Annotated in this window: 10 protein-coding genes; 5 read left to right on the plus strand and 5 right to left on the minus strand. The window is 67.1% G+C overall.

What is annotated here, in order from left to right; translation table 11 throughout:
• Positions 1–11 precede the first annotated feature (11 nt).
• Together vioD and GA0070618_RS21495 are read left to right on the plus strand one after the other, a co-directional pair.
• A complete protein-coding gene (vioD, locus tag GA0070618_RS21490) occupies positions 12–1,181 on the plus strand; it encodes a capreomycidine synthase (protein WP_197701570.1) in 1,170 nt (389 codons plus the stop codon).
• Positions 1,178–5,842, plus strand: a complete 4,665-nt coding sequence (locus GA0070618_RS21495) for a non-ribosomal peptide synthetase (protein WP_088983247.1) — start codon at positions 1,178–1,180, stop codon at positions 5,840–5,842. The genes vioD and GA0070618_RS21495 overlap by 4 nt, the downstream gene beginning before the upstream one ends.
• 71 nt (positions 5,843–5,913) lie before the next feature.
• Here GA0070618_RS21495 and GA0070618_RS21500 read toward each other — a convergent pair whose 3' ends face one another.
• The 3 genes from GA0070618_RS21500 to GA0070618_RS21510 form a co-directional block, all read right to left on the minus strand.
• Complete coding sequence (locus GA0070618_RS21500) at positions 5,914–7,014, minus strand: branched-chain amino acid aminotransferase (protein ID WP_088983248.1); 1,101 nt, start codon at positions 7,012–7,014, stop codon at positions 5,914–5,916.
• 28 nt (positions 7,015–7,042) lie between these two features.
• The gene (locus GA0070618_RS21505) at positions 7,043–8,293 is read right to left on the minus strand and encodes a cytochrome P450 (RefSeq protein WP_088983249.1); all 1,251 of its coding nucleotides are present in this window, start codon (positions 8,291–8,293) and stop codon (positions 7,043–7,045) included.
• A gap of 64 nt (positions 8,294–8,357) precedes the next feature.
• Complete coding sequence (locus GA0070618_RS21510) at positions 8,358–9,503, minus strand: aminotransferase class I/II-fold pyridoxal phosphate-dependent enzyme (RefSeq protein WP_088983250.1); 1,146 nt, start codon at positions 9,501–9,503, stop codon at positions 8,358–8,360.
• A 133-nt stretch (positions 9,504–9,636) separates the two neighbouring features.
• Between GA0070618_RS21510 and vioC the strand changes: the two genes are divergently transcribed.
• Positions 9,637–10,665, plus strand: a complete 1,029-nt coding sequence (vioC, locus tag GA0070618_RS21515) for an arginine beta-hydroxylase, Fe(II)/alpha-ketoglutarate-dependent (RefSeq protein WP_088983251.1) — start codon at positions 9,637–9,639, stop codon at positions 10,663–10,665.
• On the opposite strand, the gene GA0070618_RS21520 is transcribed toward vioC, so the two are convergent.
• Entirely contained in the window at positions 10,655–11,836 is a 1,182-nt protein-coding gene (locus GA0070618_RS21520) for an aminotransferase (RefSeq protein ID WP_088983252.1), read from the minus strand. The genes vioC and GA0070618_RS21520 overlap by 11 nt on opposite strands.
• A 75-nt stretch (positions 11,837–11,911) precedes the next feature.
• Complete coding sequence (locus tag GA0070618_RS21525; RefSeq protein WP_088983253.1) at positions 11,912–12,520, minus strand: response regulator transcription factor; 609 nt, start codon at positions 12,518–12,520, stop codon at positions 11,912–11,914.
• A 1,340-nt stretch (positions 12,521–13,860) separates the two neighbouring features.
• Here GA0070618_RS21525 and GA0070618_RS21530 point away from each other — a divergent pair.
• On the plus strand, positions 13,861–16,464 hold the full coding sequence (locus GA0070618_RS21530; protein WP_231931399.1) for a penicillin acylase family protein: 2,604 nt from the start codon (positions 13,861–13,863) through the stop codon (positions 16,462–16,464).
• A 261-nt stretch (positions 16,465–16,725) separates the two neighbouring features.
• Complete coding sequence (locus tag GA0070618_RS21535; RefSeq protein ID WP_088983255.1) at positions 16,726–17,136, plus strand: SRPBCC family protein; 411 nt, start codon at positions 16,726–16,728, stop codon at positions 17,134–17,136.
• Positions 17,137–17,188: the final 52 nt, after the last annotated feature.

The following is a 17,188-nucleotide window of genomic DNA, read 5'->3' on the forward strand; positions in this document are numbered from 1 at the left end:
CGACCGTTCCGATGGGCGACCGCAAACGGGATGGAAACTCGTACATGGATCTGAAAATCGCCAAGCTCGAGGCGTGGATGCGCGACTACTACCACAACGTCGACCACGACATCGGTAGCAGCGGGGTGCGGGATCTCTCGATGGCCGAGTTCCGCGAACTGTGCGGATTCGACCTCGCCGAGCTCGACACCATGATGTTCCACGACAGCGAAAGCTACGGCGGAAGCCGGCTGCGTGCCGCCCTCGCCGACCGCTGGACCGACGGCGACGTCGACCGTCTCATGGTCACCCACGGATCCAGCGAAGCCATCTACCTCGTCATGCACCTCGCGCTCGAGCCCGGCGACGAGGTCATCGTCGTAGACCCCGCCTACCAGCAACTACACGACATCGCCGCCGCCCGTGGCTGCCGGGTCACCCGCTGGCCGCTGGATGTGCACGACGGCCGCATCGCCGCGAACCTACCGCTGCTGCGTGAGCTGGCGGCCACACGCCCGCGCATGATCGTGGTGAACTTCCCGCACAACCCGACCGGCGTGTCCATCACCGCAGCCGAGCAGAAGGAACTCATCGGCATCGCCGCGGAGGCCGGCGCCTGGCTCGTGTGGGATCACGCGTTCGGCGAACTGACCTACGCCGCGGAACCCCTGCCACTGCCCAGCGCGTACGACCGATGCATCGCCTTCGGCACCTTCTCCAAAAGCTACGGCCTGGCCGGTCTGCGGGTCGGCTGGTGCCTCGCGCCGCCGGAGCTGCTCGCCCGCATGGCACTGATGCGTGACTACATCGCGCTGTACGTCTCCCCAGTCCTGGAATTCTTCGCCGAGCAGGCGGTACGCCACGCCGACCGCATCGTGGCGCATCAACGCGCCCACGCCGCCGCGAACCTGGACCTGCTTCGCCACTGGGCGGACGACCTACCAGGCCTGGTGCGTCTCGCCGCGCCGGACGGCGGCGTCACCACCTTCGTCGAGCTGCTCGACCAACCGGACGTGGAACGTACCTGTCGACGTCTCGCCGAACAGCACCGGGTCCTGCTTGTCCCCGGCGACTGCTTCGGCGACGCCTACCGCGACTACGTCCGCCTCGGCTTCGGCGGCACCAACGCCGAGCTGACCACTGGACTGTCCCTACTAGAGCGGGTACTCAAGGAAGACGTGAAAGGCGGCGGTGGCCGGTGACTGACATCCGCAAGCGGCTCGCGGCCCTGTCGCCCGCCCAACGCGAGCTGGTGGAGAAACGGCTGGGTGACCTCGCCGCCACCCGCGGCGCACAGGATGACCGCATCACACCACGCGACCGCGCCACCCCGGCACCACTGGGCATCGCCCAGCAGCGCGAGTGGACCATCGAGCGCCTCCGCGGCGCCAACAACATCCCCGGCGCCTTCCGCGCCGAAGGCGAACTGGACCTGCCGCTGCTCGGCCGCGTCCTGACAGAGGTCGTCCAACGCCACGAGGTGCTGCGCTCCACGGTCGACCTGCGGTCCGGTGTCCCGGTGCAGATCGTGCACCCGGTGACGGAGGTGCCGATCCCGGTCGTGGACCTGTCGCACCTGGGCGCCGAGCAACAGCGCGAGGAGCTACGACGACGGCTGAAGGAAGAGATCGTCCGTCCCTTCGACGCCGCCGAGCCGCTACGGCTCAGGGCATCGCTTGTGCGACTGGCCCCGGACGTACACGTCGCCCTGCTCACCACCGACCACGCCGCCTCGGACGCCTCGTCCTGGAACATCCTGGTCCAGGAACTGGTGACCCTGTACGGCCTACGCCACCACGGCGACGGCGCCGACCTGCCACCGCCGGACATCCAGTTCGGGGACTTCGCCGCCTGGCAGCGCGCGCAGTTCGACGACGAACGCCTCGCCGCCGAGCTGGCCCACTGGCAGCAGACCCTCGACGGCATTCCGGCGGGCATCGCCCTGCCCACCGACCGGCCCTACCCGGCCCGGCCCACGTACGCCGGCGACTTTCACATCGTCAACCTGCCGCCCGAGCTGGCCGCCGCCATCCGCCGGTTCAGCGAGCGCGAACGAGTGTCCCTGTTCCCGGTGCTGCTCGCCGCATGCTCGCTGTGGCTCTACCGCTTCCTCGAGCAGGACGATCTGGTCATCGGCGAACTCGTCGCCGGTCGTACGCGATCGGAGACCGAGCGGCTCATCGGCTGCTTCGCCAACCCGCTGCCGCTACGGATGCGCCTCAGCGAGAAACAGACGCTGCGCGAGGTGGTGCAGCAGGCACGCGACACCATGGTCACCGCCTACGACCACCAGGACGTACCGTTCGACCGGCTGATCTCGGCGCTGGGCCTGGGTCGCGAGGCGACGCAAACCTCGCTGAGCAGGCTGTGGATCAACATCCTGACCCTGCCCGAGAGCACCCTTGAGGTAGCCGGCCTGCGGATCTCACCCGAACCCTTCGATCTCGGACTGGCCTCGGTCGACCTCACCCTCTCGGCTATGCCGCTGCCCGACACGCTGCAGTTGCAATGGCAGTACATGACCGAACTGTTCGACGCCGACACCGTGTCCCTGCTCGCCGAACAGTTCCAGACCGTCCTGCGCCAACTGGTCACCACGCCCGACCTGACCGTCGAGCAGGTCGAGCTCACCGTCGAACCGATCGCGGCCGTCCCGGCGTCCACCGACGCCACCGCGAGCCCCGGCTTTGTGGAACTCTTCCAACGCCGGGTGACCCTCACGCCCCACGCTCCCGCAGTCGTCTGCGACGGCCACGCCACCAGCTACGCCGAACTCAACCGCAGCGCCAACCAACTGGCCCGGCACCTACGGGAGCGGGGAGTGGGCCGCGACACCCCGGTCGGCATCCTGGTCGACCGCTCCGCACAGCTGGCCGTGGCGATCCTCGGCGTCCTCAAGGCCGGCGGAGCGTACGTGCCACTGGATTCGACCTACCCACCCGACCGTATCGGGTACATTCTGGCCGACGCCGGGGTGCGGGTGCTGATCACCCAAGAAGCCCTGGCGACGGATCTCACGGCGGCCGGGGTCGCACCACCCGGCGAGACGGTCCTGCTCGATGCCCTCCCGTCGCAGAGCGGAGAAAACCTGCCGGAGACACCCGACCACCGGTCGGTCGCCTACATCGTCTACACCTCCGGATCCACCGGCCGGCCCAAGGGCGCCATGATCGAGCACGGCTCCCTGGCGACCTTCGCCCGTGACATCGTCGACCGCCTGGGCCTGGGGGCCGGAGACCGGTTCCTGCAGTTCGCCTCACCGAGTTTCGACGTGCTCGTCGAGGAGCTGTTCCCCATCTGGGTCGCCGGCGGCGCGGTGGTCATCCCGACCGGACACATCATCAGCGGACAGGTCGACCTGGTGGACCTCATCGACCGCGAAAAGGTGAGCGTCATCGAGCTGCCGACCGCCTACTGGCACGAGTGGGTGCGTGAGCTCGACCGGCTCGGCCGACACCTCCCGGACCGACTGCGGCTGGTGATCATCGGTGGTGAACGGGTGCTGTCCGACCGGCTCGTCCTCTGGCAGCGGCTCGGCGTGCCGCTCCTGCACGTCTACGGACTCACCGAAACCACCGTCAGTTCGACCTTCTTTCACCTCGACCCCGCCGACCCGGTGCACGACTGGCCCAACCTGCCGATCGGCACGCCGCTGCCGTCAGCGGACCTGCGTATCCTGAACAGCCGGCTGCGGCCGGTGCCGCCCGGCGGGACGGGAGAGCTCTACATCGGCGGTGTCAGCCTGGCCCGGGGCTACCTGGGCCGACCGGGCCTGACCGCGCAGCGTTTCATCGCCGACCCACAGCATCCAGGACAACGGCTGTACCGCACCGGTGACCTGGTGCGCCGACGCGCCGACGGCAACCTGGAGTTCATCTCCCGGGTCGACACGCAGATCAAGATCCGCGGCTTCCGGGTGGAACCTGCGGAGATCGAGTCCGCGCTCAGCCGGCACCCGCAGGTGCTCGAGTCCGTTGTGGTCCTGCACGAACCGGTCCCCGGCGACCGGCGTCTGGTGGCCTACGTGGTACCCCCGACGGGCGGCGAGGCGCTGAACGTCGGCGACCTGCGCCAGTTCCTGGAACGCGAGCTGCCGTCGTACATGGTGCCGTCCACGTTCGTCGAGCTGGACGCGCTGCCGCTCAACGCCAACGGCAAGGTCGACCGCGACCGCCTCCCAGCTCCCGGCACCACCCGCCTGGACCCCGACACCGAGTACGTGGCTCCGCAGACTCCGGTGCAGCAGAAGCTCGCCAGCATCATCGCTGGGGCGGTGGGCATTGAGCGCCTCGGCATGCACGACAACTTCTTCGAGGTCGGCGGTGACTCGATCCTGGCCATCCAGGTGGTCGCCCGGGCACAGGAGGAGGGCCTCAGGTTCGAACCGTTCGACCTGTTCGTCCACCCGACGGTCGCGCTCCTGGCTGACGCGGTCACGGTCGGACCGGTCATCGATGCCGAACAGGGCGAGGTGAGCGGCCCCGTGCCGCTGACGCCGATGCAACGCTGGTTCAGCCTGGCCGGTATCGCCGAGCCGCACCACTGGAATACCTCGGCCCTGCTGGAACTACGCGTACCGGTCGACCCGCAGCACGTCCGTGCGGCCACCGAGTCTCTGATGGTCCACCACGACGGGCTGCGCCAGCGGGTCCTGCTCGCCGGTGTGCGCACCAGGGCACGCATCGCGCCGTCCGGCGACGCGACACCCTTTCAGGTGCACGACCTTTCCGACCTCGACGACACCGCGCAGGACGAGGCGCTGCCGAAGCTCGTCGCCCGGACCCAGGCCACCCTGGATCCGGCGGTCGGACCGTTGGCGCGGATCGCCCTGGTCAGGCTCGGCGGCCGCCGTCCGGATAGGCTCGTCGTCGTCGCGCACCGCCTCGTTGCCGATCCGGCCTCTCTGCGCATCCTGCTCGAGGATCTCGCGACCGCGCTGACCCACCTGAGCGCCGGCATACCGGTGACCCTGCCCGCCAAGACCACCTCATGGCAGTCATGGGCCCGGCGACTCGCCGGGTACGGCACCACCGAGCCGGTGCAGTCCCAGCGCGCGTACTGGTCACGGACGTCCGGTGCACCTGGCGCGGAACTGCCCCTGGACAATCCGTCGGACGAGCAGAGCGACATGGTGTCGGAGACGCGGACGATGACCGTGTCACTGGACTCCGCCGAGACGGCGGTGCTGCTGCGGACCGCCCCCGAGAGTCTCGACTGCCGGATCGAGGAACTGCTTCTGGCGGCACTCGCCCGCACGCTGACCGCGTGGACCGGATCCCCGCAGCATGTGGTCGACATCGAGCGGCACGACCGCGAGCGACTCTTCGACGACGTCGACCTCGCCCGGACGGTTGGCTGGCACAGCCGGACTCACCCGCTCGTCCTGACCAGCGATCCCGACAGCTCACCCCGGGTGACGGCGCGTGGAGTCAGGGACAACCTCCGGTCCGTGCCCGCCGGCGGCATTGGATGGCAACTGCTCCGCCAGGATCCCGACCCGGTGGCGGACCGGCCCGCGCAGCTCAAATTCACTCACCTCGGGGAACTCGACCTCCCCGCATCGGCCGGTCTGACCGTCCTCGCCTCACCGGCCGGTGCCGATGCCAGCCCCGACGGGCGACGGTCCCACATCATCGACGTCGAAACCTCGGTGCTGGGAGCTCGTCTCCTGATGCGTTGGCGGTACAGCGGACGACTGCACCTGCCGGAGACGGTGCGCTCGCTGGCCGAGCGATACCGTGACGAGGTGCGGGCACTGCTCGGCCATACCGCGCCGTCGGCCGGTGCCACGCCGGGCCCGGCCGACTTCCCGCTGGCCCGCGTTGACCAGGCGCAGCTTTCCCGGCTACTGGGCCGCCTGTAGAAACCACGACGGTGGGCCGCCCCCGACGCGGGGGAGGCCCACCAGCTGTGGACGGGCGTCGAGGCCGACGGTCAGCAGACCTTGTGCACCCAACCGAACAGATCCGGTCGAAGACCGTACTGGATGCCGAGCAGCTCATCACGGAGCCGCCTGGTGACCGGGCCGGGCTGGCCATCGCCGACGAGCCAGTCGTCCGAGGCACCGCGGACTCGACCAACCGGCGCGATGACCGCCGCTGTGCCGCAGGCGAAGGTCTCGGTCAGGACCCCGGCCTCGCACTCGTCACGCCACTGCTCGGCCGTGATCTGACCCTCCTCCGCCGCGATGTCGAACAGCGGCGCCAGCGTCAACAACGAGTCGCGGGTGATGCCAGGCAGCAGGGTGCCGGTCAACGCGGGCGTCATCAGCTGCGGCGAGGAACCGGAACGCCCGTAGACGAAGCACAGGTTCATGCCGCCCATCTCCTCCACCCACTCGTGTCGCGCGGAGTCGAGCCAGACGACCTGGTCGCAACCCCGGGCCGACGCCTGCAGGCTTGCCGCGAACGCCCCTCCGTAGTTGCCTGCAGCCTTGGCCGCACCGGTGCCACCTGGCGCGGCGCGGCTGTAATCCTCGGACAACCACACCGTCAGCGCTCGGGGTGTCCCGCCCCCGAAATAGGCCGTCGCCGGCGAGGCGATGACGCAGAACAGGTAGCTGTCCGACGGGTGGGTGAAGCCGAGACCGTGCTGGGTGGCGACCATGAACGGCCGGAGGTACAGGCTGGTGCCGATCTCGTCGGGCACCCAGTCGCTGTCTTGAGTGACGAGCAGCTCCAACGCCCGTACGAACGTCTCCTCCGGCAGCGGAGGCATCGCCATCCGCCGGGCGGATTGGTTGAACCGGGCGGCGTTGGCCCACGGCCGGAACAGGGCAACGCCGCCGCTCTCCTGCCGGTACGCCTTCATCCCCTCGAAGCACGCTTGTCCGTAGTGAAACACGCTGGTCGCCGGATACAGGGCCAAAGTTCCGTACTGCTCGACTCGCCCGTCGTGCCAACCACGCCCTTCCGACCACCGCAGCGTCACCATGTGGTCGGTGAAGACCTGACCGAAGCCGGGCGCGGAGAGGACCGCCTCCCGATCCGGCGCAGGCATCGGAGACTCCGACGGGTGGACCTCGAACTCGATCATCGGGCGTGACTCCTCTCATGACGGGCTCTCAGCTCCCCGGCATGCGCGCTTTCCGTCGAGGGGTCACCTCGCAGGGCAGCGAGGCGAAACCACGCTGGTGCGGCGAGTGCACCCGTCGAGCGTTGGCGATATCGATCTCGTAGCCCGCCACGAAGGTCCCGATCTCCTCCAGCGCGATGGCCATCTCCAGACGGGCGAGCGCCGAGCCGAGACAGTGGTGCGGGCCATACCCAAAACTGACGAGCTTGCTGGTGTCCCGGTCGAGGTCGAAACGATCCGCGTCGGGGAAGATCCGCTCGTCGCGGTTGGCCGAGGCGGGCAGGATCGCGATCCGCGCGCCGGCCGGTAGCGGCGTGTCGTGCAGGACCGTGTCCACGGTGAGGGTCCGGGCCGTCATCTGGCTGGCCGAGTCGTACCGCAGTGTCTCGTTGGCCCAGTCTGCGGCCCGGCCGTCGAGCCCGGCCCGCTGCACCTCCCGGTGGCGCCAGCCGTGGTACCACGCGTTGCCGATCGTCTTGCCGGTGGACTCGTTGCCGGCACTGATCACCAGGAACAGGAACGCGATGACCTGCGTGTCGGTGAGCTTGGTGCCGTTGACCTCTGCCTTGATCAGAGTCGAGGTGAGGTCCTCGCCGGGCCTGCGGCGCAGATCCTGAACCAGGCCCGCGAAGTAGTTCGCCAGGCGCAGCGCGGCCGCTACGGCGTTGGCGCCCCGGTCCTCCGAACCGTCTGCGCGCTGGTTGAGCTGATCGGTGTCGGCGCGGATCTGGTCCCAGTCGGCGGCTGGAACACCGAGCATCTCGCAGACCACATCATTGGGTAGACCGGCGGCGTAGTCCGCGGCGAAGTCGAATCGCCGCTGGTCCCGCAGCGGCTCCAGCCGCTCACGGGCCAGCTCCCGGATCCGCGGCTCCATGGCCGCCACCCGCCGCGCGGTGAACGCGACCGACGACAGGCTGCGGTAGACACCGTGCTCTGGTGGGTCCATGGCCAGGTAGAAGCTCGTCTTCACCGCGTGCGGGCCCCACAACTCCGACTCGAGGGAGATGCCGTTGCGGTTGGAGAACCGTACCGGATCCCGCAGTGCCGCCTTCACGTCGTCGTACCGCGACAACGCCCAGAAGTCGCGCCTGTCGTTGCGGTATACCGGTGCGTGTGTCCGCATCCAGGCGTACACGGGGTACGGGTCCTCGTGGATGCGGTAGTCGAAGGGGTCGTAGTAGGGGATTCCGGTGCTGTCGGTAGAGCCCTCCCGAAGGGGAGAGATATCTGTGTCCATCTCTGTGCCTCCGGGGTCGCGCATGGTCGGGAGCGTTCAACGTCGGCGAGGAATTCGCCGCTGGTCAGTGGACCGGCGCGGTTGTCGCCCGGGTCAGCTCGACGTAGGAGCGCGCCAGCGTCCGGGCAGCGGTGTCGACTGCCTCGAACGGACGTGCCAGCGAGAGGCGGATGTACCGCAGCCCGCCCTGTGGGTCGGCCCAGTGGAACGGCGCGCAGGGCAGGACGTGGACACCGTGGCTCAACATCTCCTGGTACAGCACCGACGAGTCGGGACCACCGTCGGGCAAAGCGATCCGGGCGACGCTGATTTGTGAGGCCGGGTCGGCCAGGCGCAGCCCGACCGCCTCGATCGCCTCGCGTACCGCGGTGCGGTTCCGCTCGACCAGCGCGCGACTGTACTCGTAGCCACCTTCGGTCCAGTTCCGTGCCAGCGCCGTGACCAGCAGCAGGACGACCGGCGACGCGGACAGCAGGGACTCCGAGAACGCGCGGTCGATGGGCAGCTCGGTGCGGGCGCTGTAGGCCAGCAGCCCCACCTTGAGCTCATGGGTCGGCCACAGCTTGCCGGTGTCCTCGATGAGAATCCAGTCGGCTCCCGCCTCGTCGAGGACGGCGTAGGTGTCGTATTGCGCGTCGCGCACCTGACCGCGGAAGCTGGCGTCGATGATGAGCCGCTGCCCGTGGCGAACCGTGTGTTCCGCCAGCGCGCGCAGGTGCTCCTTCGGCGTGACGAGCCCGGTCGGGTTGTTCGGATGCGTCAACACGATCCCGCTGACCGGCGGCCCCGGCCAGACCTGGTCAAGGTGGTCCTCTTCGGACAGCGGAACCAGTGACAGGCCCCGCGTGACGAAAAGGTCCGCGATGTTGTCGAAGGTCGGGTGCAGGACCGCGATCGTTGAGCCGTTCGGCAACGCGCGTGCCACGATGTCAGTGGCCAGGGTCGACGAGTAGCAACTCAGGATCCGACCCGTGCCGATCGGCGCGGAGTGCTGGCCGATCGCCTGCAGGAACGCAGTGTGCGCCTCACGCTCGATGTCAGGGAACCTCCGGCGTGACGCCTCCGCGAACATCGTCGGTAGCGCCGCGACGATGGCGGCTTGGTCTGGGGACAGGGCGAGCCGGGCATGGCCATCGGTGAGGTTCAGGCTGCCGTCGACGTCGGTCAGCGCCTCAACCTCCATGGCTGTCAGATTGGCAACCGCGGTCATCTGTCAGTCCTCTGCAATTGGGCTGTCGCCGCAACCGTAAGGGGCGAGCCCCGCCGATGACCTGTCCCCTCTAATTGGGACCCCGAGGGACAGTCGCGCGAACCTACACTCCCGACGAGGAGAGGAGGCGGCCTTGCATCACTTTGCGCTGACCCGCGCGGACAACATGGTGCTCTCCGCCGTGCTCGCGGAGATCGCCGACGCCTACGACACCATCGAGAACCGCGATCTGATCCGTCGCGCTCCCGTGTTCGCAAAGCAGCTACCAGCGCACTTCCTAGAGTTCCTCGAGGAGTTCCGCATCGGCGAGCCGTCGGCGCTGTGCCTGGTCTCTGGCCTGGCTGTCGACGAGGACCGGCTCGGGCCGACGCCGACGCACTGGCGCAACAGCCAGTTCGGGTCACCGTCCTTCCCTCAAGAGATCTTCTTCCTGCTCTGCGCCTCTGTCCTCGGCGACGTCTTCGGGTGGGCGACGCAGCAGGAGGGCCGAATCATGCACGACGTCCTGCCCATCAAGGGACACGAGCACTACGAGATCGGCTCCAACAGCCTGCAGCACCTGTCGTGGCATACGGAGGACGCCTTCCACCCCTGTCGGGGCGACTACGTGGCGCTGATGTGCCTGAAGAACCCTGACCTTGTCGAGACGGTGGTGTGCACCGTCGCCGACATCGACTGGTCGCGCCTCGACGTCGACGCCCTGTTCGCACCGGAATTCACTGTCATGCCTGACAACTCGCATCAACCGGCCGATGGTGCCGCATCAAGCGGGGACCCGGCCGTCGACAAACTCCGCGCCCGTAGCTTCAACCTCATCAAGTCCTGGAACGAACATCCCGAGCCCAGGCCGCTCCTGTTCGGCGACCGTGGAGATCCCTACATGGCGCTCGATCCTTACCACATGGACAGCCGAGGCTGGTCAGAACGGGCGCAGCAAGCGTTCACCGGACTGGTCGACACCATCGAGGCGAACCTGCGGCCAGTGGTCCTGCGGCCCGGCGACTGCCTCTTCATCGACAACTTCCGGACCGTACACGGCCGTAAGGCATTCCAGCCACGCTACGACGGGTCGGACCGCTGGTTGAAGCGACTCAACATCACCCGGAACCTGCGGGGATCGCGTGCCTGGAGGCTGGCCGCGGACGATCTCATCATCTATTGACGTCGGAGCGGCCACTCCTGCCAGCGGCAGCCAGTCGGGCCGCGAGCCCGGGAAACTCGTCGTTGGCGAGGTTGGCAAAGCTGACCCGCATCGTCTGGCGGTCGTCGGGCAGGAACGCCGTCCCCGGTATCACCAGCACACCCTGTTTGACGGCCAGGTCCCGAACCACGTCGTCGGTGGCTCGGTCGGTGAACGGGTGACGGATCCAGCCGAAGAACCCACCGGAAGCCAGCAGTTCGAAGCCGCCGGGGCTGTCGGCCATGACGGCGGTGAACAGAGCATGCTTGTCAACGAGCTCCCGGGTCCGGGCCCGACGCCAGTCACCCGCGCGAGTCAGCCCGGCCCACGCCGCCTCCTGCCCAATGCGCGGCGCGCAGATGGCCACACAGTCGAGCACCTTCATCGCCTCCCGAACAAGCGCCGGGGCGGCGACCACCGCGCCGACCCGATATCCCGGGATAGCGAGATCCTTGGAGAAGCTGTGCAGGCTGACGAGTGTGGCCGGCCACCGCCGGTCGGCGAACAGGTTGTGGGCGGGCGCGACGGATCCCCGGTACGAGCGGTAGGTCTCGTCGAGTACCAGGGCGATCCCGTGTCGCTGGGCCAGCCGGTAGAAGTCCGCGATCGTGTCAGCAGGCACCGTCAACCCTGTGGGGTTCCCGGGGGTGACCAGGACGATGGCCCTGGTACGCGGTCCAATCAGCTTCTCGGCCGCAGCTGTGGTGGGAAGCAGATCCGGCCCCGGCTCCAGGTACCTCGGCACCAGGCCTTCGATCCGCAGCCACATGTCGTGGTTGAAGTAGTAGGGCAGGGCGATGATGACCTCGTCGCCAGCAGCGGCAAGGGCCGAAATAGCTAGGCAGAACGCCTGGTTGCAACCCGCTGTCACGAGGATCTGGTCGTGGTGCACATGTCCCTGGTAGTCCCCGCAGAGATCCTTGGCGAACGCGGTGCGCAGGCGGGGGAGTCCCTGCAACTCGACGTAGTCCGCCCCGTGCGCGTCTGCGGCGACGGCGACGACGTGGTCCCGGACCGACGACGCCGGCGGGTGCTGCAACGCCGCCTGCGCGCAGTCGAGGAGGGGAAGACCCGGGTCGCGCCGGTCGGCCAGGGCGTACGCGGCGCCGATCGGAGAGTCCGTCTGGTCAATGACCCTGCGGTTCAGGCGCACGGCGCGGTCCCTTCTGTGCTGCTGGTGGTGATGCTGCTTCGACGGGACGGGTCCTACCCGGCGACCCCAAGGCGGTCACCGCGACGACGAGCCGGCCGCGAAACGGCCAAGCAAAGCCGCCCGCGTGAGCTCCGCTTTGTTGCCCAGGCCCAACTTGACCCGTATGCGCTTGACGTAGGTGTCGACGGTGTGTGGGCTGATGCCGAGACGGGTGGCAATCTGGCCATGGGTCAGCCCCCGCGAAATCTGCCGCAACACCTGTTGCTCCCGGTTGGACAGTTGCTGGGCGGCAGTGTCGGCCCACGGGTCAGCCGGTGGAGTGGCGACCCTGGAGGGCCTGGCGCTGCCACTGGTTGACACCGACCGCACCGCGGTCACAATGGAATCGACGGACTCCCACTTGCTGACGACACCTCTCGCGCCGGCCTCCACGAACGGCATGGGGTCCGGCGCGCCGTTGGCAAGCACGAGGACGGCGGTGAATCCCGCCAACCGACTGACGTGGTCCAGGCCGCTGTCGGGCGGCAGCGCGTCGACGTCGACCAGCGAGGCGTCGGCGAGCCAAGACGGCTCCTCATCGGCGGAGCTGCGGATGGAAGCGACCTTGATGCCAGCCTGATCTAGGATGTGGACGAGGCCGATGAGATAGATCGGTGAACCGACCAATATGTCAGTACGGATCATTTCCTGCCCCAATCAGGTGTCGGAGGCCGTGGTGCCAAGATCCAGTCTGGCGGGGTCCGGTCGTGCTTCCTGCGTTGACTGAGCTGCGTTACCACCCAGCAGGAGGGTCAGCCAAGGTCATGCCACCTGCGAGTAAGGACGTGCCGGTCTTCCGGCGTCAAGGTCCAGAACTTCGAGAGAACTCCTGAAGACGTGCTCGTGCAGTAGCCAAGCCACGGTGTCGCTGGCAACCGCATAGGTTTCTTGTCGAGGAACGGCTCCACGGCTGGGCCACCGGGCGTCATTATGATTCACGTCCACGTTCGCTGTGTCGCCTACCGTCTCAGTGGTGTCTTGCGGCCGGAGGAGGGCCAGTGTGCTGCTGATGGCGTATGCCGCCTTGGCGAGGAGCGGAGCCATCCTGCCGAGACGACACCTGCCGTCTGTCAGCATCGCTCGCAAGGCTGCTGCCGATCGCCCGAATCCGAGTCGCTGACGCCATACCGACGTGGACCCTGCGAACAAACGGACCTGCCTGTCGCTATGCCCATTCTGGCCCCAGCGTCCGCGTTACCCACGAGGAGGGCGCGCGTCGTGGCTCCACGGTAGGGTCCGGATGCGCTGCCATTTGGGCGGCATGGGTGATATTCAAATCCGTTGCCTCGCAGTCCTCGGAGCAGTCGGCATTCGAAGCCGGGCGTGACTCGGCCACCGAGCCGCGCCGGGTTCGGCGATCGTCCGGATTGCTGCAGGGCAGGATGTGTCGACGGCGGGCGTCGTGGCCCATGGGCGCACCGTCCCTCGTCGACCTTCCCTAGCTGCACAAGCGGTTCGACGTTCACCGATCACTTGGTCGCGACGCTAGCAACGATCGTCTGGCGGAGGCCGGTCCCGGTTTCAGGGGACTTCCGTAACGAAAATCTCACCTGGAGCGCTGTCTCCGACAGGAGGAATTCTGCGAGTGTGACAGCTGGTTCAGCATAGTATAGGGCAAAAGAGGTATTCGTCTTTGTTGCGTGCCTTAGGGTAACCAGTCGTCTCTCCTTCCGCTGCGCAACGCTCAGACACCATGACGTGGCCGCGGAGTTTGGCGGCTGCAGAAGACGTCAGCGCTCGCCACACCGCAGCCATGTCGCCTCAATCAGGGACGTGTTTGGCCGCCGTGGTCGCCACAACCATGGAAGTCGGCGATGTCCGTAAACCTAGGTAGGTATGTGCGCATGTCGAGTCAGGACCTCCATGGCGATTCCACAGCCGCAGGTCAGACAGGCGACCAACCGGACACCACCGTCGTAGCCCCAACCCGCGCTCCTCGACGAGGGCGCTTACGCCGGGCTGTCCTCTGGGCTGGCTCCGCACTCGTGGCTCTCGTGCTGGTGGCTTCGGCAGCCGGCGTCTGGACCGTCCGGCGCAGCTTTCCCACCTACGAGGGCACGATAGAGGTCCGCGGTCTCACCGCACCGGTAACCGTGTACCGCGACTCCTACGGAGTGCCCCAGTTGTACGGAAAGCAGGTCGAGGACCTGCTTAAGGCCCAGGGCTACGTCCACGCCCAAGACCGGTTCTGGGACATGGACTTCCGGCGGCACGTGAGTTCCGGACGCCTGGCCGAGTTGTTTGGGCCATCCATGCTGGAGACAGACGCCTACCTGCGTACCCTCGGCTGGCGTCGCGTCGTCGCACAGGAATGGCAGCTCGTGTCGCCCCAGACCAAAAGCTATTTGCAAGCCTATGCCGACGGCGTAAACGCCTGGATCGGCGATAACGGTGGCGCTGACCGCACGGCCGCCAAGAGCCTCGAGTACGCGCTTTTGCGTTTCACCGCCCCCGAATACAAGGTTGAGCCATGGACGCCTCTCGACTCACTTGCCTGGCTCAAGGTCATGGCCTGGGAACTGCGTGGCAACATGGGTGCCGAGATGACCCGCTCGATCCTGCTCGCCGAGGGGCTCAGCCGCCAGCAGATCAATGAGCTTTACCCGCCGTATCCGTTCACCCGCAACCCGCCCATCGTCGAGGGCGGAGCCGTCGTCGACGGTGCCTTCGACGCCGCCGCTACACCACCGGACAGCGCTGGCACCAACGCCGGAAACCCCGTCCTGTTCGATGAGCAAACCCGCCGACACGTCGGCGAGGTGGCCCGGCAACTCGGCCGCAAAATGCATGCTCTACCCGATCTCATCGACATCAACGACGGCATCGGCATCGGCTCCAACTCGTGGGTTGTCAGTGGCTCGCTGACCGAGTCCGGAAAGCCCCTACTGGCCAGCGACCCGCACCTCAGCCCTTCCATGCCAGGAGTCTGGTACCAGATTGGCCTGCACTGTAGCTGTAGCTACAACGTGGTCGGGGTTTCCCTGGCCGGCGTACCCGGCGTGATAATCGGACACAACGACCGCATTGCCTGGGGCCTGAGCAACCTCGGCCCTGACGTGATGGACTTCTACCTGGAAAAAATCGACGGAGATCGTTATCACGACGGCGCCAGCTGGCGCCTACTGGAAACTCGGCGTGAAACGCTCAAGATTGCTGGTGAGGACCCCGTGACCATCACGGTCCGGGCTACCAAACACGGCCCTCTGCTGTCGGACCGTTCATCCGACCTGTTCGGCATAGCGGCACGACCCCCGGTTGACCCCTCTGGCTCGCCGATACCCCAACGACCATCTACAGGTCCACCCAGCATCGACCCGGTGGCGCCCGGCGTGCCACCCGAGGCCCAGTCGGTCCCGTACGGGCTGGCCTTGCGCTGGACCGCCCTCGATCCGGGCAGGACTATCGAAGCCCTGTTCGCCCTCAACACCGCAGACAACTGGACGCAGTTCCGTGAAGCTGCGGCCCTATTCGACGTGCCCGCCCAGAGCATGACCTATGCCGACGTCGACGGCAACATTGGATACCAGGCCCCGGGACGAATTCCCATTCGCGGCAAGGGGGACGGCCGGTGGCCGGCGCCGGGCTGGGACCCAGCCTACGACTGGACAGGTTTCATTCCTTTCGCTGAGCTTCCCTACGTACTGAATCCGCCGAGCGGCATCATCGTCTCCGCCAACCAAGCAGTCGTCGGACCGCGGTACCCGCATCCGATCGCGGTCGACTGGACCTACGGGAACCGCAGCCACCGGATTTCGGCCATGCTGTCGGAGCGCCTAGCAAAGGGCAAGCTGGACGCCGAGGACATGCGGCAGATGCAGTTCGACAACTACCACGGATTCGCTCCAGCCCTTGTGCCGAAGATCCTTGACGTGCAACTTGACGCGGACGACACGACCCTCCGCAAGGCCCGGGACCTGCTTCGCGACTGGGACTTCCAGCAGAGTGCCGACTCTGCCGCTGCGGCGTTCTACAACGCCACCTGGCGTCATCTCCTGCTCAACGGCTTCGAGGAACTTCCAGAGAGCGTCGCGCCGCGCGGAGACGACCGATGGTGGGAGGTGGTCCGGCCGCTGCTCGACGAGCCAACGTCCTGGTGGTGGGACAGGAAGACGACACCGGAGACCGAGAGCATGACGGACGTCCTTCGCTCGGCCATGACGGACGCCGCCGCCGAACTCACTGAACGACTCGGGGATGAACCATCTCGGTGGCGTTGGGGCGACCTGCACACCCTGACGCTCGCCAACGACGCCTTCGGGCTGTCTGGAATCGGCCCTGTCGAATGGCTCTTCAACCACGAGCCGGTGGCGGCAGCTGGTGGGATCGACACGGTCAACGCCACGGGATGGCCTGCCAGCGAGGGCTACGAGGTGAACTACGTACCCTCGATGAGGATGATCGTCGACATGGCCGACCTGAACCGGTCCCGCTGGGTGAACCTGTCCGGCAACTCCGGACACGCCTTCCACCGCAACTACGACGACCAGGTCGAGCTGTGGCGCACCGGAAGAAACACCCCTATGTACTGGAACCGGCCCAGCGTCGAAGGCGCGGCTATGGACGTGTTGACGCTGCACCCGCGACCGTGATCCAGTGACTCCTGGATGCTGGTCAGCGGGACGACCGTCCGCTATACGCCTAAATGGCAGTAGCCGCACCCCTGGGGGTCCTGTCCTAGAACGCCATCGTCGGGTTCCGGATTGACGGATCATCCTATGCGGACGACGAGGATGCGGTGGATACTCGAACGGTGGCCACCCCGCGATCGCTAGGACGGCCCACCGGATCGCTGCTCTTTGAGTGGTCCGGCGAAACGGCCGCCGTTCAGAAACGTCTGAGGAGGGTTCGACGTGACCGGCCCTGCTGATTCCCCGACCCTGGGCGCGCAGACCATGTCCGTCTCGATCCAACATCCCCCTAACGCCGTCTGGGAGCTAGTGTCCGACGTCTCCAAGTGGCCCCGGTTCGTGCCCGCTGTGCGGGCCGCAAAACAGGTGTCGGAGGGCGAGTTCCACCTGACGACCCAGCTGGGAATAGTCGTTCTTCGGACTGGCTTCAGGCGCGAGCACCTGATACTAGACCACCTGCTTGTCGTTCCTGCAGGCATGCATTTCACGCACGCATGCCGGCTGGTTCAGAACTACTACGGCACGGAGGCAGTGCTCACTGCGGCGAGGCGACCGCGGGAATCGAGCGACGACTTCTACTGCAGGATCGGCTACCTCCGTGCGGCCATGGACGGTTTGCGAGAGATTTTATGAGAGCCGTAGATTGGAACCCGCCCTTGAGCGACCTGGAGTAGGCCAGCACGGT

The organism is Micromonospora echinospora (genome assembly GCF_900091495.1).
In the GTDB taxonomy this organism is placed as follows: Bacteria; Actinomycetota; Actinomycetes; order Mycobacteriales; family Micromonosporaceae; genus Micromonospora; species Micromonospora echinospora.